Annotated in this window: 17 protein-coding genes and 1 riboswitch; of the genes, 7 read left to right on the plus strand and 10 right to left on the minus strand. The window is 59.6% G+C overall.

The annotated features are described in order from the left end of the window. Nucleotides 1–355: 355 nt before the first annotated feature. Together murI and btuB are read right to left on the minus strand one after the other, a co-directional pair. On the minus strand, nucleotides 356–1219 hold the full coding sequence (gene murI / locus AWX27_RS21520) for a glutamate racemase (protein WP_060424947.1): 864 nt from the start codon (nucleotides 1217–1219) through the stop codon (nucleotides 356–358). After that, nucleotides 1164–3041: a TonB-dependent vitamin B12 receptor BtuB gene (btuB, locus tag AWX27_RS21525; protein WP_060424950.1), complete on the minus strand. Its 1878-nt coding sequence runs from the start codon at nucleotides 3039–3041 to the stop codon at nucleotides 1164–1166. The genes murI and btuB overlap by 56 nt, the downstream gene beginning before the upstream one ends. 68 nt (nucleotides 3042–3109) lie before the next feature. Further along, a riboswitch (cobalamin riboswitch) is annotated at nucleotides 3110–3323 on the minus strand. A 122-nt stretch (nucleotides 3324–3445) separates the two neighbouring features. Between btuB and trmA the strand changes: the two genes are divergently transcribed. Further along, complete coding sequence (gene trmA, locus AWX27_RS21530) at nucleotides 3446–4549, plus strand: tRNA (uridine(54)-C5)-methyltransferase TrmA (RefSeq protein WP_060424952.1); 1104 nt, start codon at nucleotides 3446–3448, stop codon at nucleotides 4547–4549. Nucleotides 4550–4583: 34 nt separating this feature from the next. Here the strand turns inward: trmA and AWX27_RS21535 are convergent, their stop codons facing one another. Beyond that, a complete protein-coding gene (locus AWX27_RS21535) occupies nucleotides 4584–4955 on the minus strand; it encodes a YijD family membrane protein (protein ID WP_049201879.1) in 372 nt (123 codons plus the stop codon). Between the two features lie 15 nt (nucleotides 4956–4970). Continuing rightward, nucleotides 4971–5603 (minus strand): HTH-type transcriptional repressor FabR, encoded by a 633-nt coding sequence (gene fabR, locus AWX27_RS21540; protein WP_004931044.1) that lies wholly within the window; start codon nucleotides 5601–5603, stop codon nucleotides 4971–4973. Nucleotides 5604–5821: 218 nt separating this feature from the next. Between fabR and sthA the strand changes: the two genes are divergently transcribed. Then, complete coding sequence (sthA, locus tag AWX27_RS21545; protein WP_004931047.1) at nucleotides 5822–7219, plus strand: Si-specific NAD(P)(+) transhydrogenase; 1398 nt, start codon at nucleotides 5822–5824, stop codon at nucleotides 7217–7219. Here the strand turns inward: sthA and oxyR are convergent. Then, on the minus strand, nucleotides 7202–8119 hold the full coding sequence (oxyR, locus tag AWX27_RS21550) for a DNA-binding transcriptional regulator OxyR (protein ID WP_033636422.1): 918 nt from the start codon (nucleotides 8117–8119) through the stop codon (nucleotides 7202–7204). The genes sthA and oxyR overlap by 18 nt on opposite strands. Before the next feature lie 151 nt (nucleotides 8120–8270). On the opposite strand from oxyR, the gene AWX27_RS21555 reads away from it, so the two are divergent. The 3 genes from AWX27_RS21555 to AWX27_RS21565 all read left to right on the plus strand — a co-directional run bounded on the left by AWX27_RS21555 (nucleotide 8271) and on the right by AWX27_RS21565 (nucleotide 11031). Then, nucleotides 8271–9002 carry a glutathione peroxidase gene (locus AWX27_RS21555; protein WP_019452251.1) on the plus strand — a complete coding sequence of 244 codons (732 nt, stop codon included), beginning with the start codon at nucleotides 8271–8273 and terminating at the stop codon, nucleotides 9000–9002. Between the two features lie 72 nt (nucleotides 9003–9074). After that, nucleotides 9075–10523 (plus strand): dihydrolipoyl dehydrogenase, encoded by a 1449-nt coding sequence (locus tag AWX27_RS21560; protein ID WP_060424956.1) that lies wholly within the window; start codon nucleotides 9075–9077, stop codon nucleotides 10521–10523. 181 nt (nucleotides 10524–10704) lie between these two features. Next, entirely contained in the window at nucleotides 10705–11031 is a 327-nt protein-coding gene (locus tag AWX27_RS21565; protein ID WP_060424959.1) for a type II toxin-antitoxin system HicB family antitoxin, read from the plus strand. 36 nt (nucleotides 11032–11067) lie between these two features. On the opposite strand, the gene argH is transcribed toward AWX27_RS21565, so the two are convergent. From argH to argC, 4 genes are all read right to left on the minus strand, one after another. After that, a complete protein-coding gene (gene argH / locus AWX27_RS21570; protein WP_043140965.1) occupies nucleotides 11068–12441 on the minus strand; it encodes an argininosuccinate lyase in 1374 nt (457 codons plus the stop codon). 68 nt (nucleotides 12442–12509) lie between these two features. Then, a complete protein-coding gene (locus AWX27_RS21575; RefSeq protein ID WP_019452247.1) occupies nucleotides 12510–13730 on the minus strand; it encodes an argininosuccinate synthase in 1221 nt (406 codons plus the stop codon). A 25-nt stretch (nucleotides 13731–13755) separates the two neighbouring features. Next, on the minus strand, nucleotides 13756–14529 hold the full coding sequence (argB, locus tag AWX27_RS21580) for an acetylglutamate kinase (RefSeq protein ID WP_060424961.1): 774 nt from the start codon (nucleotides 14527–14529) through the stop codon (nucleotides 13756–13758). Between the two features lie 20 nt (nucleotides 14530–14549). Beyond that, entirely contained in the window at nucleotides 14550–15554 is a 1005-nt protein-coding gene (argC, locus tag AWX27_RS21585; RefSeq protein WP_025304655.1) for an N-acetyl-gamma-glutamyl-phosphate reductase, read from the minus strand. Between the two features lie 216 nt (nucleotides 15555–15770). Between argC and argE the strand changes: the two genes are divergently transcribed. Both argE and ppc read left to right on the plus strand, forming a co-directional pair. Next, nucleotides 15771–16916 carry an acetylornithine deacetylase gene (gene argE / locus AWX27_RS21590; protein WP_033649896.1) on the plus strand — a complete coding sequence of 382 codons (1146 nt, stop codon included), beginning with the start codon at nucleotides 15771–15773 and terminating at the stop codon, nucleotides 16914–16916. Nucleotides 16917–17174: 258 nt separating this feature from the next. Beyond that, nucleotides 17175–19811, plus strand: a complete 2637-nt coding sequence (gene ppc / locus AWX27_RS21595; RefSeq protein ID WP_038872687.1) for a phosphoenolpyruvate carboxylase — start codon at nucleotides 17175–17177, stop codon at nucleotides 19809–19811. A 110-nt stretch (nucleotides 19812–19921) separates the two neighbouring features. Here ppc and metF read toward each other — a convergent pair whose 3' ends face one another. After that, nucleotides 19922–20818 carry a methylenetetrahydrofolate reductase gene (gene metF, locus AWX27_RS21600; protein WP_033645217.1) on the minus strand — a complete coding sequence of 299 codons (897 nt, stop codon included), beginning with the start codon at nucleotides 20816–20818 and terminating at the stop codon, nucleotides 19922–19924. Between the last annotated feature and the right edge of the window lie 193 nt (nucleotides 20819–21011).

Consider the following 21011-nt stretch of genomic DNA (forward strand, 5'->3'; position numbering starts at 1 on the left):
CACTCGAGAAGCGATGCTCAAAGATTTACTGCATGAATTTTACTTCAGTTAGTCACTCTTCAAGACTTGATATTTTTTGCATCCGAAGATGCTGGATATCGTCTTGTGGAGTGCCCACACAGATTGTCTGATAAATTGTTAAAGAGCAGTGCCGAGAAACTCATCGGCGCGGGCTGCGTATATTACGCTTTTCACCCGGAGAGTCAAGCGTTTATTTCGCTTTCTTCTCGCTGACCCGGCGGCTTGTCAGTCGTTGTTCCCGGTCAGTGGAGGCGCATTATAGGGAGTTCTCGGCGGGCCGCAACCCCTATTTTCAATATTTTTTCCGACCGTTGAATGTTTAACCAAAACACCGTTAAAGCGGCAGTTTTTTCAACGATTTAAAGCCGTAGCCCTGCAAAACGGGCAATAAAGCGTCAGTATCTTCATTTAACGCCATGCAATACGCCAGATTCTCTTCCTGGCTCGAGACCAGATTTTCCTGCGTCGAGATGAGCCAGGCGGTACGACGGGCAATCGCCGCACCGGAATCCACCAGCCGGGTGCCTTCTGGCAACACCTGCATCAGCTCTTCAGCTAATAGAGGAAAATGAGTGCAGCCCAGCACGACGGTATCCGGCGGCTCGCGCATGCTCAGCCACGGATGCAGGATCTTCTTCAGCACCGGCAGCGGCACGGCTTCGCCGTGCAGCTTGGCCTCCGCCAGTTCCACCAGCTCTGAAGAGCCCAGCAGCTCAATCTTGCAGTCGGTAGCGAAACGGGAAATCAGTTCGTGGGTGTAGCTGCGCTGTACGGTGCCGCGAGTCGCCAACAGGCCGACAATGCCATTGACGGTAAGACGGGCGGCAGGCTTGATGGCGGGTACCACGCCCACGACCGGGAAACTGAAGCGCTCGCGCAGGGCCGGCAAAGAGACGGTGCTGGCAGTGTTACAGGCAATGACGACAATCGCCAGAGGATGCCGCTGCTGCACTGCGCCGACAATCTCCACCACGCGCTCAACGATAAACTCTTCGGACTTCTCGCCGTAGGGGAACGCCACGTTGTCGAAAGCGTATATATAGTGGAGATCCGGCAGCAACTGCCGAATCTCTTGATATACCGACAGCCCGCCGACGCCGGAATCGAAAACCAGCACCGTCGGGCGAGGTGTGGCGGTGCTGTTAGAAGGTATAGCTTCCAGTGAGGTAGTATTCTCTTCCTGGAGTAGCGTAGCCATAGGCCGTCTCATAATCTTTATCAAACAGGTTGGCAATTCTACCACGAACTGTCAGATGAGATGTGACCGGATACGAAACTGCGAGATCCCACAGGCTCACTCCGCCAAGTTTAACCGTCGGGCTTGGATAAACGCCATAATCCTTGTCGTAGCGCTCACCTAAGTATTGATAGGTCACTGCCCAGTCAAAGTCGTACAGCTGCCAATCCAGCTCATATTTCACCTGTTGTTTCGCGCGGCGCAGCAGCACTTCGTTGGTTTTAGCATTGCGCGGGTCGACATAATCGTAACCAATCTGATGCGTCAACGGACCGGTTTCAAAAGAAGCGGTGGCCTCTACGCCCTTAATGGTCGCCTTACCGATATTGTAATAACGGTAACTCACCGGATCGCTGTCAATCAGGTTATCAATGTCGTTGCGATAACCGGAAACGCGCCAGGTCACCGGCCCGGTCAAACCTTCGAAGCCGCCTTCCCACTGTTTGCTTTCTTCCGGCTTCAAGTTGCTATTGCCATAAGTGGTACTAAACAGCTGGTTCATGTTTGGCGCTTTAAACGCGGTGCCATAGGAAGCGATGAAGCGGTATCCTTCGATGAACTCCCAGGCCGCGCTGGTTTGCCACGTGCCGTGCCAGCCGAACTCCGAATTATCGTCGCCGCGCGCGGCAGCCTCAAGCGTCACCGGCCCCACCAGTTGCTGCCCGGTCAGATAGATGCCGGTATTGCGCTGGCTTCTCTCGCGGCTGACGGACGCGGTGCCCGGTTTGATCTGTTGATCCTGCCAGTCGGCACCCGCACTGACGGTGCCTTGAGCCACCTTGAAAGTATTGCCCCACTGCAGATTGTATTGCTCCGAATCATCCAGGCTGGAGGAGATCGCATACTGCCCTTTGCGCGGATCGTAATTGTAGTCTTTGCTGTGGCTATAGCTTCCCACTAACTGCGTGGCGTAAATCCCTTCCTGATAGCGCAACCCGGTGTCCCAAGTTTGACTATACAGTTTGCGCGTATCCGGCAGACCGGTGATATTGAAATTTTTATCGTAAGAATAAAAGCCGTCGTAGCCCGTACGGTTGTCGTAGCCATATCCACGCACAAAGCCGCTGATTTGCTCGTTGAACCGGTGCTGTACCGCCCCATATAGCGATTTGCTCATGAAGCCATCGCGATCGGGCTGCGGAATGCTGGTGTTGCCTTCAGCCACCACATCATACCCTTTGGTATAAGTGTAATTCCCTGCCACCGTCGCCACGGTGCTGTCGCCCAGCTGTTGCTGGGTCGACGCGTCATAGGCCTGATAGCCGTTGGAGCCGACGCCTGCAGAGAGCGTAGTACCGTTCTTTTCACGCGTGGTGATGATGTTGACCACACCACCGATGGCGTCGGAACCGTACACCGCCGAGCGCGGGCCGCGAATGTATTCGACTTTCTGCACCAGCGAAATCGGGATTTGGCTGAGATCGGAAGAGCCGCTGACGCCCGCCTGGTTAAGGCGAATGCCGTCGATCAATACCAAGACATGGCTGGAGTTGGTGCCGCGAATAAACAGTGAGCTCTTTTGCCCCAGCCCGCCGTTTTGGCCGATGTCCACGCCCGGCAAACGGCGCATCACGTCGGTCAGGCTCTTGGCCTGCCAACGATCGATATCGTTACGGGTGACGATAGAAGTCGGCGCCAGCACGGAAGAAACCGGCTGCGGGAAGCGGTTGGCGGTCACCACCAGGTTATCGCCATTCGTGGCTGTCGTGTTGTCTTGCGCCCATCCAGAAAAAGCCGTGACGGAGGAGACCACCGCCAGCAGCGTATTTTTTGTAATTGTCATGAGAAAAGCATCCAAACTTAATTGGCGGATGCCGCAGGATCATGGCCGGTAGTTCGCGACGGCCACGGACATTGCGACGTAACACCGGCAGGTCTTCGGGCTTGGGATTTGCGGGCCGCGGGGTGCGACCGGCAACGGGCGATGACTTCCCATCCTGCAGTGGACAGTGTCTGCGTCGAAACGCTATCGCCGTGACTTCCCCTTACCGCTGCGCGTCAGCTCCGGATTCACACCGGATTCCCTTTTCACTCGCTGCTTGAGGCCGGACGGCAATGCTACGATCAATGAAAATAGATGTCTAGACTGCTACTAATGTTACAAATAATAAACGCGACAAAACTGGACTTCACGGGCTGATTCCCTACAATCCCCGCTGATCAAATTTGCCTGACGAGAAGACACACATGACGCCCGAGAATTTGCCTATTGAACGTTACGATGACCAACTGGCGGAGAAAGTCGCCCGCCTGAAGACGTTGATGTCACCGTTCGCGGCGCCCGAGCCGGAAGTGTTCCGCTCGCCAGTCGACCACTACCGCATGCGCGCCGAATTCCGCATCTGGCACGACGCGGACGACATGTACCACATCATGTTCGATCAGCAGACCAAGCAGCGTATTCGCGTCGATCAATTCCCGGCCGCCAGCGAACTGATCAACCGCCTGATGAGCGCCCTGATCGCCGCGCTGAAACCGGAGCCGATCCTGCGCCACAAGCTGTTCCAGATCGATTATCTGTCGACGCAAAGCGGCAAAATCATCGCCTCGCTGCTGTACCACCGCAAGCTGGATGACGTTTGGCAACGGCGCGCCGAGCAGCTGCGTGACGAACTGCGCGCTCAGGGTTTCGATCTGCAGCTGATCGGCCGGGCGTCGAAGACCAAAATCATGCTCGACCAGGATTATGTCGACGAAGTGCTGCCGGTCGCCGGCCGCGACATGATCTACCGCCAGGTGGAAAACAGCTTCACTCAGCCCAACGCGGCCATGAACGTGCAGATGCTGGAATGGGCGCTGGCGGTGACCGCCGGTTCCAAAGGCGATTTGCTGGAGCTGTATTGCGGCAACGGCAACTTCTCGCTGGCGCTGGCGCGCAATTTCGAGCGCGTGCTGGCGACCGAGATCGCCAAACCGTCGGTGGCGGCGGCGCAATACAACATCGCTGCCAACCATATCGACAATGTGCAGATCATCCGCATGGCGGCGGAAGATTTCACCCAGGCGATGAACGGGGTGCGCGAATTCAACCGGTTGAAGGGCATCGATCTGAGCGGTTACAACTGCGAGACAATTTTCGTCGATCCGCCGCGCAGCGGGCTGGACGATGAAACGGTGAAGATGGTGCAGGCCTACCCGCGCATTCTGTATATCTCATGCAACCCGGAAACGCTGTGCGCCAACCTGGAAACGCTGCAGGCCACGCACCGGGTCAGCCGCCTGGCGCTGTTCGATCAGTTCCCGTATACCCATCACATGGAATGCGGCGTGCTGCTGGAAAAGCGCTGCTGATACGACAGGGGCGCCATCATGGCGCCCCGTTGCATTACGACTCTTGAGTCGGCGCATCCGGCGCCTTGCGCGCCTTCAGTTTGACTCCGATCCACAGTACCAGCGCCACGCAGATCACCGACGGCAGGAAGTTGGAACCGATCTGCGGGTATTCTGCGCGCACGATGGCGCTGTACATCAGCAGCCCCAGCAGGAAACAGGCCGCCGCCAGCTTCGGCATGCCGTCCGGCATGGCGCGGTTCAGGTAACGCTGATGCAGGCAGTACACCGCCAGCACCAACGCGATCAGCGGGAAGATCGAAAACGGCACCACCGAGCTGAACAGCGCGGCAAACGAACCGTTGATCGAAAGGCCGGCAATCAACGCCAGCAGTAAGGTGCCATTTTCACGGCCTGGTTTTTCCATCATTTTTTACCTTTTTTATACGTGGGACACAGAAGCTTTTTCTTGTTCGCGACGATACCAGTAATACGCCCCTTTGGAGATCATCCGCAGCTGAAGCACCAGCCGTTCTTCCAGCTGCTGCCGCTGCTCGACGTCGATATCCAGCGCTTCCGCGCCGGCGCTGAACACGATGGTGACCATCGCTTCCGCCTGCGCTTCGGTAAAGCTGCGCGGCATGTGATTTTCCAACTCGAGGTAGTCCGCCAGTTCGGCGATGAAATGCTGGATCTCGCGCGCCACCGCCGCACGGAATGCCGCCGACGTGCCGGAACGCTCGCGCAGCAGCAGGCGGAAGGCGTTCGGGTTGTTGCCGATAAATTCCATAAAGGTGGACACCGAAGTGCGGATCACGCTGCCGCCCTTGGCGATGCGTTGGCGCGCCTGGCGCATCAACTGACGCAGCATCAGGCCGCTTTCGTCCACCATGGTCAGCCCCAGCTCATCCACATCGCGGAAATGGCGGTAAAACGACGTGGGCGCGATGCCCGCCTCGCGTGAAACTTCCCGCAGGCTCAGGCTGGCGAAGCTGCGTTCGGCGCTCAGCTGGCTGAATGCGGCTTCGATCAGGGAACGACGAGTCCGTTCTTTTTGTTGTGCTCTGACGCCCATATGCATATCCGGATAGGTTCCATTCTCTCAGTCTAACGCCCTAGACTCGGCAATATAGCAAATTTTATTGCAACAGCATTTATACTAACGCGCTCTATCACACTTCCGCCCTGAGCCGATTGTGCTTTGCCTCAAAAAGCCTAATGGTGATTGGGTGAGCAGCGCTATGATGTTAAGATACCGTTGTAATCTTGTATAAAAAAACAGGTCTCTCCTACATGCAACAGCACTATCAATTTGATGCCATTGTGATTGGCTCGGGCCCTGGTGGTGAAGGTGCCGCCATGGGGCTGGTGAAACAGGGCGCCCGCGTGGCCGTTATCGAACGGTACAACAACGTAGGCGGCGGATGTACCCACTGGGGCACCATCCCTTCCAAAGCCCTCCGCCACGCCGTCAGCCGCATTATCGAATTCAACCAGAACCCGCTTTACAACAACTCGCGCACGCTCAGCGCGACCTTCCCTGACATTTTACGCCACGCCGATAACGTCATCAGCCAGCAGACCCGCATGCGCCAAGGCTTCTATGAGCGGAACCAGTGCAAACTGTTCGCCGGCGACGCGCGCTTCATCGACGCCAACACCGTCAGCGTCAGCTACATGGACGGCACCCAGGACACCATCCGCGCCGACCACATCGTGATCGCCTGCGGCTCGCGCCCTTACCATCCGGCCAGCGTCGATTTCAATCACCCGCGCATCTACGACAGTGATTCCATTCTCGAGCTGAGCCATGAACCGCGCCACGTGATCATTTACGGCGCCGGGGTGATCGGCTGCGAATACGCGTCTATCTTCCGCGGCCTGAACGTCAAGGTGGATCTGATCAACACCCGCGATCGCCTGCTGGCGTTCCTCGATCAGGAGATGTCGGATTCGCTCTCTTACCACTTCTGGAACAACGGCGTGGTGATCCGCCACAACGAGGAGTTCGAGAAGATTGAAGGCACCGAAGACGGCGTGATCGTGCACCTGAAGTCCGGCAAAAAGGTGAAAGCGGACTGCCTGCTGTACGCCAACGGCCGTACCGGCAACACCGATTCGCTGGGGTTGGAAAACGTCGGCCTGGAATCGGACAGCCGCGGGCTGCTGAAGGTGAACAGCATGTACCAAACCGCGCTGTCGCACATCTACGCGGTCGGTGACGTGATCGGCTATCCGAGCCTGGCTTCCGCCGCCTACGATCAGGGCCGCATCGCCGCGCAGGCGATCGCTTCCGGCGAAGCCAGCGGTCACTTAATCGAAGATATCCCGACCGGCATCTACACCATTCCGGAAATCAGCTCCGTCGGCAAAACCGAGCAGGAACTGACGGCGATGAAGGTGCCGTATGAAGTGGGCCGCGCCCAGTTCAAACATCTGGCGCGCGCGCAGATCGCCGGGATGAACGTCGGCAGCCTGAAGATCCTGTTCCATCGCGACACCCTGCAGATCCTCGGGATCCACTGCTTCGGCGAGCGTGCGGCGGAGATCATCCACATCGGTCAGGCGATCATGGAACAGAAAGGTGAAGGCAATACTATCGAGTATTTCGTTAATACGACCTTCAACTATCCGACCATGGCCGAAGCCTACCGGGTGGCGGCGCTTAACGGCTTAAACCGCCTGTTTTAACGCGTTGTCGATGTAGCCCTGCATGTGCTCGCGGATCGCTTCGGCCAACTGCTCATAACGGCTGCGCAGTGGGGAACCGGGGCGATACACCAACGCGATGGTGCGCTTCGGTTCCGGCTTGTAGCAATCCAGATAGCAGACGCCGTCGCGTTCGCGCTGCGGCGGCACCGCCAGTGACGGCAGCAGGGTAATGCCGCTGCCGGCCGCGACCATATTGCGCAGCGTTTCCAGACTGGTGGCGCGGAAGTGGGTATCCTCGTCCGCGCCCGCCTGGAAGCAGAAGCCCATCGCCTGATCGCGCAGGCAGTGGCCATCTTCCAGCATCAGCAGCTTCTCTCCCGCCAAATCCGGCATCGCCACGCGCTCGCGCTGCGCCCACGGGTGATCGGAATACACCGCCAGCTTCATCGGTTCATCGAACAGAGGCACTTCGATAAACGCCTCGGTTTCCTTCACCAATGCCAGAATGGCGCAGTCCAATTTGCCGCTGTCGAGTTGCGCCAGCAGTTGCTGGGTTTGCGCTTCGTGCAGGTACATTTCCAGTTTCGGGAAAGTTTTGTGCAGCGTCGGGATGATCTGCGGCAGCAGATAAGGCCCCACGGTCGGGATCAGGCCGATGTGCAGCGGCCCGGACATGGCTTCGCCCTGCTGGCTGGCCATCTCCTTCAATACTTTCACTTCGCGCAGCACGGTACGCGCCTGCTCCACCAGCAACAGACCCGCCTGGGTGAACAGCACCTTGCGGCTGGTGCGCTCGAGCAGCATGACGCCCAACTCGTCTTCCAGCTTGCGGATCTGCCCGCTCAGCGTGGGCTGGCTCACATGGCATGAATCGGCCGCACGGCGGAAGTGCCGGTGCTCGGCCAAGGCGACCAGATACTCTAAATCACGAATATTCATTGTTTCCCTCCATTCCATGATAGCTCATGGCGATAGATAAGATAGCAATGAGCGATTAGATCTATCAAGCCCCAGCGACAATAATGTGTCCCAACGAAGCGATATCGCGCTAAATGCTAAAAATTACTTTTCCTAATTAAGGGGTTAATCAATGTTTACCAGTCAAGAAGGCAAGAAAGTTCCTCAGGTTACTTTCCACACCCGTCAGGGCGACCAATGGATTGATGTGACCACTGATGACCTGTTCAAAAACAAAACGGTCATCGTGTTCTCGCTGCCGGGCGCGTTCACGCCGACCTGCTCTTCGAGCCATCTGCCGCGCTACAACGAGCTGTCCAGCGTATTCAAACAGCACGGCGTCGACGGTATTCTGTGCGTCTCGGTGAACGACACCTTCGTGATGAACGCCTGGAAAGCCGATCAGCATGCGGAAAACATCACCTTCGTGCCGGACGGCAACGGTGAATTCACCAAAGGCATGAACATGCTGGTCGAGAAAGCGGATCTGGGCTTTGGCCCACGTTCATGGCGCTACTCGATGCTGGTGCGCGACGGCGTGGTCGAGAAAATGTTCGTCGAACCGAACAAACCGGGCGACCCGTTTGAGGTGTCCGACGCCGACACCATGCTGAAATACCTGGCGCCGGAATTCAAAGTGCAGGAGTCGGTCTCCCTGTTCACCAAACCAGGCTGCCCATTCTGCGCCAAAGCCAAACAGATGCTGCAAGAACGCGGCATTCAGTATGAAGAGATCGTGCTGGGCAAAGACGCCACCACCGTCAGCCTGCGCGCCGTCAGCGGCCGCGCCACGGTGCCGCAAGTGTTCATCGGCGGCCGTCACATCGGTGGCAGCGACGATCTGGAAACTTTCCTGTCAGCTTAATAAGTAATAACAAAGCCAACGTGAACTTTGGCGGGCTACGGCCCGCCCTTTTTTTACCTTTCAGGAGCGGATATGAAACTGTTGAACGTTGATGTCGCGGTCATCGGCGGCGGCACCGCAGGGCTCGGCGCCTATCGCGCGGCCAAACTGTCTACCCCCAGCGTGGTGATGATCGAAGGCGGGCCTTACGGCACCACCTGTGCGCGCGTTGGCTGTATGCCATCCAAGTTGCTGATCGCCGCTGCCGAAGCGGTGCATCAAATCGAACGCGCGCCGGGCTTTGGCGTGCACCCAACCGGTAAAACCCGCATCGACGGACGTGAAGTGATGGCGCGCGTCAAGCGCGAACGCGATCGCTTCGTCGGCTTCGTGCTGGAAGGCGTGGACGAGATCCCGGCCGGCGACAAAATTCAGGGCTATGCCCGCTTTATCGACGACAACACGCTGCAGGTCGATGACCATACGCGCATCGTGGCGCAGCGCATTGTGATCGCCACCGGCTCCCGCCCCAGTTGGCCGGCGCCGTGGAGCGAACTGGGCGATCGTCTGATCGTCAACGACGACCTGTTCAACTGGGATGATTTGCCGCAGTCCGTCGCGGTATTCGGCCCCGGCGTCATCGGGCTCGAGCTGGGGCAAGCGCTGCACCGCCTCGGCGTCGACACCAAGGTCTTCGGCATCGGCGGCGCGGTCGGGCCGCTCACCGACAGCGCCGTGCGCGACTACGCCGCCAAAGCACTGGGGGAAGAGTTCTATCTCGACGCCGACGTGAAGGTAGAGATGATGCAGCGCGAAGGCGACAAGGTGTTTATCCGCTATCGGGACCTGCAGGGCCAACCGCAGGAGATCCTGGTGGACTACGTGCTGGCCGCCACCGGCCGCCGCCCCAACGTCGATCGGCTGGGCCTCGAAAACACCGGCTTGCAACTCGACGCCCGAGGCGTACCGCTGGCCGACTGCCTGACGATGCAAACCAGCGTGCCGCATATTTTCATCGCCGGCGACGCCAGCAACCAACTGCCGCTGCTGCACGAGGCCAGCGATCAGGCACGTATCGCCGGCGCCAACGCCGGCAGCTTCCCGGAGATCAACCCGGGCCTGCGCCGCAGCGCGATTTCGGTGGTGTTCTCCGATCCGCAGATCGCCATGGTCGGCTCAACCTTCCGCGAGCTGAGCGAGAAGTTCAGTGCCTGCGGCTGCTTTGAAGTGGGCAACGTCTCGTTTGAGAATCAGGGCCGCTCGCGGGTGATGCTGCGCAACAAAGGCATTCTGCACGTCTACGGCGAGCAAGGCACCGGCCGTTTCCTCGGCGCGGAAATGATCGGCCCGGACGCCGAACACATCGCACACCTGCTGGCCTGGGCGCACCAGCAGCAGATGACCGTCGATCAGATGCTGGACATGCCGTTCTATCATCCGGTGATCGAAGAAGGTTTGCGCACCGCGCTGCGCGATCTGCAGGCGAAGCTCAAACTCGGCACGGCCGAAATCGAGCGCTGCCAGCGCTGCCCGGGCGAATAACCTCTCATTCTCCGCTCATACCCACCGGGCCTTCAGGCCCGGTTTTTTGCGCAGCACTTTCCACATTTTCCTCCCTCCTCTTGCCTCACGGCCCTTCTGCGCTCATTTTTTATGCGTCGACATTGAAATGATACCGATATTGATACTAAAATAAAGAAAGGAGCCAGAATGGAGGAAGAACATGGAAAGGCATGAACACTATACCTATCGCATCACCTGGTCAGCGGAAGATCGTGAATATGTCGGGCTGTGCGCCGAATTCCCCTCGTTGTCCTGGCTGGCGGCCACGCGTACCGGCGCACTGGAGGGTATCGAAAAAGTCGTGAGCGAAACGATCGCCGATATGCTGGCGCAAGGCGAAACGCCGCCGCAGGCGCTGGCGGAAAAGAACTTCAGCGGAAAACTGGTGCTGCGCATGACGCCGGAACAGCATCGCCGGCTGGCGCTCGGCGCGATGGAGGAAGGCGTGAGCCTGAACCGCTATCTGTGTGCACGTCTGGCGGGGTAAAGGTTCAAGGGCGGCGCCGGGCCGCCCTTGTCGTCGTCAGGCCAAACGCTGTTTCGCTGCGGCGATTGCCGCGGCCACCTGCTGCGGTGCGACGCCACCTTTGGCCGCACGCTTGTCCAGGCAGGATTGCAACGCCAGGATCGGGTAAACGTCGTCGCCGATCGTCGCGCTAAACTGCTGCAAGTCCGCCAGCGGCAGCGCTTCCAGCGGTTTACCCTGGCGAATCGCTTCTACCACCGCCTCGCCGACGATGTGGTGCGCTTCGCGGAACGGCACGCCCTTGGCGACCAGGTAATCCGCCAGCTCTGTGGCATTGGCATAGCCCTGCTCCGCCGCTTCCTGGCAGCGCGGGCGTTTCACCTGGATGCCGTCCAGCACCAGCGCCGCCATCTGCAGGCAGTCCATCCAGGTGTCGAGCGCGTCGAACAGCCCTTCTTTGTCTTCCTGCATGTCTTTGTTGTACGCCAGCGGCAGGCCTTTCAGCGTCATCATCATACCGGTCAGCGCGCCCTGTACGCGGCCGCATTTGCCGCGGATCAGCTCCAGCGCGTCCGGGTTTTTCTTCTGCGGCATCAACGAAGAGCCGGAGGTCACGCGGTCGGACAGCTCGACAAACGCCGCTTCGCCGCTGTTGAAGAAGATCAGATCTTCGGCGAAGCGCGACAGGTGCACCATGCTGATGGCGGCGTTGGACAGCAGCTCCAGCACGTGATCGCGATCGGATACGCTGTCCAGGCTGTTGCGGGTCGCCGAGGCGAAGCCCAGCCAGCCGGCCAGCTGCTCGCGATCGATAGGATAAGCGGTGCCGGCCAGCGCGCCGCTGCCCAGCGGGCTGACGTCCAGCCGTTTCAGGGTATCCTGCAGACGGCTCTCATCGCGCGCCAGCATCTCGACATAGGCCAGGCACCAGTGCGCGAAAGTCACCGGCTGCGCGCGTTGCAGGTGGGTATACCCCGGCATCACCGCATCCTGGTTAGCTTCGGCGGTCTCCACCAGCGCCTGCTGCAGCTGGACGATCGCCTGATGCAGATCGCCGATCTGCTGTTTGCACCACAGCTTCAGATCGGTCGCGACCTGATCGTTGCGGCTGCGGCCGGTGTGCAGCTTCTTGCCCAAATCACCGACCTTCTCGATCAGCTTCTGCTCCACCCAGCTGTGGATGTCTTCGGCATCGCTTTGGACGATCGCCAAAGGGTCGGCCTGGACCTCCGTCAGTAGCGCATTCAGCGCCTGCTCCAGCTGCTGTTGCTCCGTTGCCGTCAACACGTTAACGGTCACCAGCGCCTTCGACCAGGCCACCGAGCCCACGATATCCTGCTCCGCCAGGCGATAATCGAACCGCAGCGAATCGTTGAGTTGCTTGAACCGCTGATCCGCCGCCTGAGTGAACCGTCCGCCCCAAAGTGCCATATCTTACTCCTGAATTTTTATGCGAAAGGGCGCAGCATGCTGCGCCCTTGCAGAGTCACGCCAATCGATTATTTATTCTTTTTCTCGTTCAACGCGCGGATGCGTGAAGACAGAGAGAACAGGCGAATAAAGCCGCCCGCGTGGCTGTGATCGTAAACTTCGTCTTCGCCGAAGGTGGCGAACTCTTCGGAGTACAGGCTGTTGGCCGATTTCTTCTGGGTCGCCGTCACCTGGCCTTTGTACAGCTGCAGCACGACTTCGCCGTTCACCTCTTCCGCCAGCGCTTCGGCAGAAGCCTGCAGCGAGCGGCGCAGCGGCGCGAACCAGCGGCCGTCGTACACCACATAGGACATCTCCAAGCCCAGCTGCTCGCGCCATTTGAAGCTGTCGCGATCCAACACCAGCTGTTCGACGGCGCGCAGCGCCGCCACCATGATGGTGCCCCCCGGGGTTTCATAGCAGCCGCGGGATTTGATGCCCACCAGGCGGTTTTCCACGATGTCGATACGGCCGACGCCGTGCTTGGCACCCAGCGCGTTCAGGGTTTCCAGGCACTGGTAAGGCGACAGCGCTTTACCGTTAACCGCCACAACGCGGCCTTTCTCAACGGTAACGGTCACCTGCTCAGGCTGATCCGGCGCTTCCTGCGGATCGACGGTCCATACCCAGCAATCTTTGTTCGGCGCATTCCACGGGCTTTCCAGCACGCCGCCTTCGGTGGAGATGTGCCAGGCGTTCTCATCGCGGCTGTAGATTTTTTCCAGCGACGCGGTGGTCGGAATGTTGCGCTCTTTCAGGTAATCCAACAGCGCTTCACGGGAACGCAGGTTCCACTCACGCCACGGCGCCACCACTTTCAGCTGCGGCGCCAGCGCGGTGTAGGTGGTCTCGAAACGCACCTGGTCATTGCCTTTGCCGGTCGCACCGTGGCACAGCGCGTCGGCACCCACTTTCAACGCCAGCTCGACCTGCGCCTTGGCGATGATCGGCCGCGCCATCGACGTGCCCAGCAGGTAGCTGCCTTCGTACAGGGCGCCGGTCTGCAGCACCGGATAAACGTAATCGCGGATAAATTCTTCACGCAGATCGACCACGTGACATTCAGAGGCACCGGACTGCAGGGCTTTTTGCTCCACGCCTTCCAGATCGCTGCGCTCCTGACCGATGTCCGCCACGAACGCCACCACTTCACAGCCGCCGTAGTTCTCTTTCAGCCATGGAATGATGGCCGAGGTATCCAGGCCGCCGGAGTACGCCAGAACGATTTTTTTGATGCCTTGGTTTTGCATGATCTATTCCTTTCTAATTCTAAAATTAAGCGAGGATCCGGGTGCCAATCGACACGCCGTTAAACAAAGCAGGAAGCTGATCGGCATGGCGCCAGCTGGCGATATCCACCGGGCGGCCGAGGGTGCGGGCCGCGTCGAGCGCCGCATTCACCTTCACCACCATACCATCGGTGATGATGCCTTGCGCGATCAGTTGTTCCGCTTTTTGCGCCGTCATTTCCGCAATGCGTTGCCCCTTGCCGTCGAGGATGCCGCTGACGTCCGACAGCAGGATCAGATCCGCCCCCAGCGTCGCCGCCAGCGCCGTCGCCGCCTGATCGGCGTTCACGTTCATTAACTGCCCTTCGGCAGTGATACCGATGGAGCTGACCACCGGCAGGTAGCCGGCGCTCAGCAGGGTATTGAGCAGCGCGGGCGAACCGGGCTGCGCGTTGCCGACGTGGCCCAATGCCGGATCGAGCGGGGTCACGACCGCGCTGCCGCCATCCGCCAGGCTCAGGCCGACGGCGTTGATTTGGTGTTTAATCGCCCACGCCAGCAGCGTTTTGTTGGCGGTGCCGGCCAGCGCGCCGGTGATGATGTCGATCTGATCGGCCGGCGTGACCCGCAGGCCGTTCTTTTTCACCACCGGCAAAGAGAGCAGCTTCATCAGTTCGTCCACCACGCAGCCGCCGCCGTGCACGATCACCAGCGGGCGCTGATGCTGCTGCCGGTAGCTGTCCAGCGCGGTAAACAGACGCTCCAGCGCTTCTTCACTGTCTAATAACACGCCACCTAACTTGATAATTAACGGGTTCATTGCTGTTTACTCACGCTGGTTTAAAGGAGTGACTGGGTTTCCGGGAAGCCGAAACGGATATTCAGGCATTGCACCGCCTGCGCCGCCGCGCCTTTCAGCAGGTTGTCTTCCACCGCTACGGCGATCAGATGCTCGCCCTGCACCGCAAAACCGATGTCGCAGAACGGCAGCCCCACCACCGCTTTCAGCGCCGGCACGCCCTGGTCGTACAACCGCACCAGCGGCTTGTCGTCATAGGCGGCATGATAGGCGGCGGCGACGTCCTGCGCGGTCACGCCGGCCTTCAGGCGGCAGGTGATGGTTTCAAGGATACCGCGCGGGAAGTTGCCCAGGTGCGGCGTAAAGATAACCGGCACGCCCAGGTGCGCGGCGATCTCCGGCTGGTGCCGATGAGTGAAAATACCGTACGGCTGCAGGCTCACTTCGCAGAAGCTGGTGGTCATGCTGGCCTTACGACCGGCGCCGCTGACGCCGCTGGTGGCGTTGATCACCGGCCACTGGTCGAGGTTCAGCAGCTGCTTCTCGATCAACGGCTTCAGCGCCAGCTGCGCCGCCGTCGGGTAACAGCCCGGCACGGCAATCAGCTGCGCCTGTTTAATCTTGTCGCTCTGCCACTCCGCCAGGCCGTACACCGCCTGCTCCAGCAGGGCGCCATGCTGATGTTCGAAACCGTAGTACTGGCTATAAAAACCGGCGTCCTGCACGCGGAAGGCGCCCGACAGATCGAACACCACGCAGCCCGCCGCCAGGAAAGCCGGTGCGATATCGTGGCTGACTTCATGGGCGGTGGCGAGGAACACCACGTCGATGCCCTGTGCCGCCTTGGCAACGTCGGTCAACGGCTGCAGCGGCAGATCGACGATGCCTTTCAACTGGGGATGGAGATCGGAAAGCAACTTTCCTGCATCTGCACTTTGCGCTGAAACCGCTAAAGCGGTTATGTTCATGTGTGGGTGGCGATTCAGGTAAGCCGTGAGCTCCGCTCCGGCGTAACCGCTGGCACCAACGATCAGCGTATTCAACATGTGGCCTTTCACCTTCTAAACTGACGTGCGGTCGCTTGCGACCCAGGTAACAGGGCTAGCCAGCGTTGTTGCGCCGTTCACCCACGGAGCCAGGCGTTGATGCTTTTATAAACATCCGGGTATCGGGTTCCCTTACGCTTCGGCTTACTGTATTTTTATTCAAAATAAATGCATGAATATTGATACTATCCTAACCAAAGGCTGTCAACAGTGAAGATGAAATTACCTCCATTTATTGAGCTGTACCGGGCGTTGATCGCAACGAAGTCGATCAGCGCCACCGATGCCGGCCTCGATCAGAGCAATGAGGCGTTAATCAACTTGCTGGCCGGATGGTTTGCCGACCTGGGCTTTCGCGTCGACGTACAGCCGGTGCCGGAATCGCGCCACAAATTCAACCTGCTGGCCAGCATCGGCGAAGGCAGCGGCGGCCTGCTGCTGGCCGGCCATACCGATACGGTGCCTTACGACGAAGGCCGCTGGACGCGCGATCCGTTCACCCTGACCGAGCACGACAACAAGCTCTACGGCCTGGGCACCGCCGACATGAAAGGCTTCTTCGCCTTTATTCTGGATGCGGTGCGCGACATCGACGCGAGCAAACTGACCAAGCCGCTGTACATTCTGGCTACCGCAGATGAAGAAACGACGATGGCCGGCGCACGTTATTTCGCCGCCTCCACCGCCATTCGGCCGGATTTCGCCATCATCGGCGAACCAACCTCGCTGCAGCCGGTGCGCGCACACAAGGGCCACATGGCCAACGCCATTCGCATCGTCGGCCAGTCCGGCCACTCCAGCGATCCGGCGCGCGGCGTCAACGCTATCGATCTGATGCACGAATCCATCGGCCGCCTGATGGAGCTGCGCAAAACCCTGCAGGAGCGCTACAACAACCCGGCGTTCGCCGTGCCTTATCCCACCATGAACTTCGGCCATATCAGCGGCGGCGACGCGGCCAACCGCATCTGCGCCTGCTGCGAGCTGCACCTGGATATCCGCCCGTTGCCTGGCATGACGCTCGACAACATCAACGAGCTGATGCATCAGGCATTGGAGCCGGTGAGCCAACGCTGGCCGGGCCGCCTGACCATCGAAGAGCTGCACGCGTCGGTGCCGGGTTACGAATGCCCGACCGACCACCGCATGGTGGCGGTGATCGAGGAACTACTGGGCACCCGCACGCAGGTGGTCAACTACTGCACCGAAGCGCCGTTCGTGCAGCAGGTTTGCCCGACGTTGGTGCTCGGCCCCGGTTCCATCGATCAGGCCCACCAGCCGGACGAATATATCGACACCGCGTTTATCGAACCGACGCGCAAACTGTTGGGCCAGCTGGTCAATCACTTTTGTCGGCAATAAACCCGACATTTAGCAGGGGAAATGCTTTATGCTTTCCCCTACCTCAAAATAAGTAGAAAACGGCGAAATAAGCCACGCTGATAACCGACGCGGCGTAATTAAATTTCAGAAAATGCGCCGATTTTGATGTTTTTTTGCTAAAAATAGTGTCAATTGACGATTGGACAGGAACGCGATGTGATCAGGCGGGCGGTCTGCGCCTGACGCGTGAAATTTATTTACAAGATAAAAATCATACAGAACTGGGTCAGGGGTTATATGAACGAACAATATTCGGCAATGCGCAGTAATGTCAGTATGCTCGGCAAATTGCTCGGCGATACCATCAAAGAAGCGCTGGGCGAGCATATTCTCGATCGCGTTGAGACCATCCGTAAGCTTTCCAAATCTTCACGCGCCGGCAACGAAGCGCATCGCCAGGAGCTGCTCTCCACCCTGCAGAACCTGTCCAACGACGAGCTGCTGCCGGTGGCGCGCGCCTTCAGCCAGTTCCTCAACCTGACCAACGTCGCCGAGCAGTACCACAGCATTTCGCCCAACGGCGAAGCCGCCAGCAACCCGGAAGCGCTGGCGCAGCTGTTCAGCCGCCTCAAAGACAAAAAGCTCAGCGACAAAGAGCTGCAGCACGCGGTGTCGCAACTTTCCATCGAGCTGGTGCTGACGGCGCACCCGACGGAGATCACCCGCCGCACCCTGATCCACAAGCTGGTGGAGGTCAACACCTGCCTCAGCCAGCTCGATCACAACGACCTGGCCGACTACGAGCGCAACAAGATCATGCGCCGCCTGCGCCAGCTGGTGGCCCAGTCGTGGCACACCGATGAAATTCGCAAACATCGCCCCTCCCCGATCGACGAAGCCAAATGGGGCTTCGCGGTGGTAGAAAACAGCCTGTGGGAAGGCGTGCCAGCGTTCCTGCGCGAATTCAACGAGCAGTTGGAAAACTCCATCAATTACAGCCTGCCGGCGGAAGCGGTGCCGGTGCGCTTCACCTCCTGGATGGGCGGCGACCGCGACGGCAACCCGAACGTGACCGCCGAAATCACCCGCCATGTGCTGCTGCTCAGCCGCTGGAAAGCCTGCGACCTGTTCACCCGCGATATCCAGGTGCTGGTCTCCGAGCTGTCGATGACCGAATGCACCCCGGAGCTGCGCGCCCGCGCCGGCGGTGACGAGGTGCAGGAACCGTACCGCGAAATCATGAAGCAGCTGCGCAGCCAGCTGATGAGCTCCCAGGCCTATCTGGAAGGCCGCCTGAAGGGCGAACGCGTGCTGAAGCCGCACGACCTGCTGGTGAACAACGAGCAGCTGTGGGAGCCGCTGTATGCCTGCTACCAATCGCTGCAGGCCTGCGGTATGGGCATCATCGCCAACGGTCAGCTGCTGGATACCCTACGCCGCGTGCGCTGCTTCGGCGTGCCGCTGGTGCGCATCGACGTGCGCCAGGAAAGCACTCGCCATACCGAAGCCATCGCCGAGCTGACCCGTTATCTGGGGCTGGGCGACTATGAAAGCTGGTCGGAAGCCGATAAACAGGCGTTCCTGATCCGCGAACTGAACTCCAAACGCCCGCTGGTGCCGCTGAAGTGGCAACCGAGCGCCGACACGCAGGAAGTGCTGGAAACCTGCCGGGTGATCGCCGAAGCGCCGCAGGGCTCGATCGCCGCCTACGTGATTTCGATGGCGCGCACGCCTTCCGACGTGCTGGCGGTGCACCTGCTGCTGAAAGAGGCCGGCTGCCCGTTCGCGCTGCCGGTCGCTCCGCTGTTCGAAACCCTCGACGATCTGAACAACGCCGACGACGTAATGACCCAGTTGCTGAATATCGACTGGTATCGCGGCTTTATTCAGGGCAAACAGATGGTAATGATCGGCTACTCTGACTCGGCGAAAGACGCCGGCGTGATGGCCGCTTCCTGGGCGCAGTACCGTGCGCAGGACGCGTTGATCAAAACCTGTGAAAAAGCCGGCGTGGCGCTGACGTTGTTCCATGGGCGCGGCGGCTCCATCGGCCGCGGCGGCGCACCGGCGCATGCGGCGCTGCTGTCGCAGCCGCCGGGCAGCCTGAAGGGCGGCCTGCGCGTCACCGAACAGGGCGAGATGATCCGCTTCAAATTCGGCCTGCCGGAAGTCACCATCAGCAGCCTGGCGCTGTATGCCGGCGCGATCCTCGAGGCCAACCTGCTGCCGCCGCCGGAACCGAAGAAAGAATGGCGGGCGTTGATGGACGATCTGTCCGAGACCTCCTGCCGAATGTATCGCGGCTACGTGCGTGAAAACCCGGACTTCGTGCCTTACTTCCGCGCGGCCACGCCGGAGCTGGAACTGGGTAAACTGCCGCTGGGCTCACGCCCGGCCAAACGCAAGCCGAACGGCGGCGTGGAAAGCCTGCGCGCCATTCCGTGGATCTTCGCCTGGACGCAGAACCGCCTGATGCTGCCGGCCTGGCTCGGCGCCGGTGCCGGATTGCAGGAAGCGGTGAAAGCCGGCAAGCAGGCGGAGCTGGAGGCGATGTGTCGCGACTGGCCGTTCTTCTCCACCCGCATCGCCATGCTGGAAATGGTGTTCGCCAAAGCCGACCTGTGGCTGGCGGAATACTACGATCAGCGCCTGGTGGATAAATCGCTGTGGCCGCTGGGCCAACAGCTGCGCGATCAGCTGGAAAGCGACATCAAGGTGGTGCTGACCATCGCCAACGATGCGCACCTGATGGAAGACCTGCCGTGGATCGCCGAATCCATCGCGCTGCGCAACGTTTATACCGACCCACTGAACGTCTTGCAGGCCGAGCTGCTGCATCGTTCGCGTCAGCAGGAGCAGCCGGACGCCCGCGTCGAGCAGGCGCTGATGGTCACCATCGCCGGCGTCGCCGCCGGGATGCGCAACACCGGCTAGTGAGCCTAATCGCGGCCCCGTTTATCGGGGCCGTTTTTTTATGTCTTGTCTTCCCCACAAAAAAAGGGCGCCGCGGTAAAGCGACGCCCTTTTTCAATGGAACAAGCCTGTCAGGCGGCGGCCACCGGTCGCACGCCCAGCGTGTGGCAGATGGCGTAGCTCATCTCGGCGCGGTTCAGCGTATAGAAGTGGAAATCTTTCACCCCTTCGCGGCTGAGGATCTTCACCATGTCCATGGCGATGTTGGCACCGACCATTTTGCGGGTCTCCGCATCGTCGTCCAGCCCTTCGAACATGCTGGTCATCCAGCTTGGCACCCGCACGTTGGTCATGGTGGCGAAGCGCTGCAGCTGCTTGAAGTTGGACACCGGCAGAATGCCCGGCACGATTTCCACGTCGATACCGGCGGCGACGCAGCGGTCGCGGAAGCGCAGGTAGCTCTCAACGTCGAAGAAGAACTGGGTGATGGCGCGGCTGGCGCCGGCATCGATCTTACGTTTCAGGTTAATCAAATCGGCCTGGGCGCTCTTCGCCTCCGGGTGCACTTCCGGGTAGGCGGCGACGGAAATGTCGAAGTCGCCCACGTCTTTCAGCAGCGCCACCAGATCGGTCGCGTACATTTCCGGCTTGCCGCCGCCCGGTGGCAGATCGCCGCGCAGCGCCACGATGTGACGAATGCCGCTGTTCCAGTAATCGGTCGCGATGTCGCGCAGCTGCGCCGGGCTGGCGTCGATGCAGGTCAGGTGCGGCGCCGCCTCCAGGCCGGTGCGCTCCTTGATCCCCTTGATGATGCTGTGGGTGCGATCGCGCTCGCCGGAGTTGGCACCGTAGGTGACGGAAACGAATTTGGGTTTGAGGATGCTCAGACGATCGATCGACTGCCACAGGGTCTCTTCCATCTCGCTGGTGCGCGGCGGGAAGAACTCGAATGATACGTTAATCTGGCCGTTCAACTCCGCCAGACTCTGATTCAGCGCTTCCCGCTGGTTTGCGTGGAAAAAGCTCATACCCTGCTCACCTCTTATCGATCACTGTTTTTATTTCATTTTGATGAGCGTCTATACGTTTAGACGTCTAGATAGAAAATGCCGCATGTTGGCTAAAGAGTCAACAGGAAAATGAGGGGAATAAGATGATTAATCCTCACCCACTCAACGAGGGAATTTCATGACGGCGGCAGGGATAAGTATGGCAGGAAAA

It is taken from the genome of Serratia sp. 2880STDY5682894 (genome assembly GCF_001537385.1).
Classification (GTDB): domain Bacteria; phylum Pseudomonadota; class Gammaproteobacteria; order Enterobacterales; family Enterobacteriaceae; genus Serratia; species Serratia nevei.

Excerpts from the sequence above, each read along its gene's own strand:
- argE (WP_033649896.1), top strand. The coding sequence starts at position 15,771 with ATGAAATTACCTCCATTTATTGAGCTGTACCGGGCGTTGATCGCAACG.
- AWX27_RS21560 (WP_060424956.1), top strand. The coding sequence starts at position 9,075 with ATGAAACTGTTGAACGTTGATGTCGCGGTCATCGGCGGCGGCACCGCA.
- argB (WP_060424961.1), bottom strand. The coding sequence starts at position 14,529 with ATGAACCCGTTAATTATCAAGTTAGGTGGCGTGTTATTAGACAGTGAA.
- metF (WP_033645217.1), bottom strand. The coding sequence starts at position 20,818 with ATGAGCTTTTTCCACGCAAACCAGCGGGAAGCGCTGAATCAGAGTCTG.
- AWX27_RS21535 (WP_049201879.1), bottom strand. The coding sequence starts at position 4,955 with ATGGAAAAACCAGGCCGTGAAAATGGCACCTTACTGCTGGCGTTGATT.
- murI (WP_060424947.1), bottom strand. The coding sequence starts at position 1,219 with ATGGCTACGCTACTCCAGGAAGAGAATACTACCTCACTGGAAGCTATA.
- AWX27_RS21565 (WP_060424959.1), top strand. The coding sequence starts at position 10,705 with ATGGAAAGGCATGAACACTATACCTATCGCATCACCTGGTCAGCGGAA.
- fabR (WP_004931044.1), bottom strand. The coding sequence starts at position 5,603 with ATGGGCGTCAGAGCACAACAAAAAGAACGGACTCGTCGTTCCCTGATC.
- ppc (WP_038872687.1), top strand. The coding sequence starts at position 17,175 with ATGAACGAACAATATTCGGCAATGCGCAGTAATGTCAGTATGCTCGGC.
- argH (WP_043140965.1), bottom strand. The coding sequence starts at position 12,441 with ATGGCACTTTGGGGCGGACGGTTCACTCAGGCGGCGGATCAGCGGTTC.
- argC (WP_025304655.1), bottom strand. The coding sequence starts at position 15,554 with ATGTTGAATACGCTGATCGTTGGTGCCAGCGGTTACGCCGGAGCGGAG.
- AWX27_RS21575 (WP_019452247.1), bottom strand. The coding sequence starts at position 13,730 with ATGCAAAACCAAGGCATCAAAAAAATCGTTCTGGCGTACTCCGGCGGC.
- trmA (WP_060424952.1), top strand. The coding sequence starts at position 3,446 with ATGACGCCCGAGAATTTGCCTATTGAACGTTACGATGACCAACTGGCG.
- sthA (WP_004931047.1), top strand. The coding sequence starts at position 5,822 with ATGCAACAGCACTATCAATTTGATGCCATTGTGATTGGCTCGGGCCCT.
- AWX27_RS21555 (WP_019452251.1), top strand. The coding sequence starts at position 8,271 with ATGTTTACCAGTCAAGAAGGCAAGAAAGTTCCTCAGGTTACTTTCCAC.
- btuB (WP_060424950.1), bottom strand. The coding sequence starts at position 3,041 with ATGACAATTACAAAAAATACGCTGCTGGCGGTGGTCTCCTCCGTCACG.
- oxyR (WP_033636422.1), bottom strand. The coding sequence starts at position 8,119 with ATGAATATTCGTGATTTAGAGTATCTGGTCGCCTTGGCCGAGCACCGG.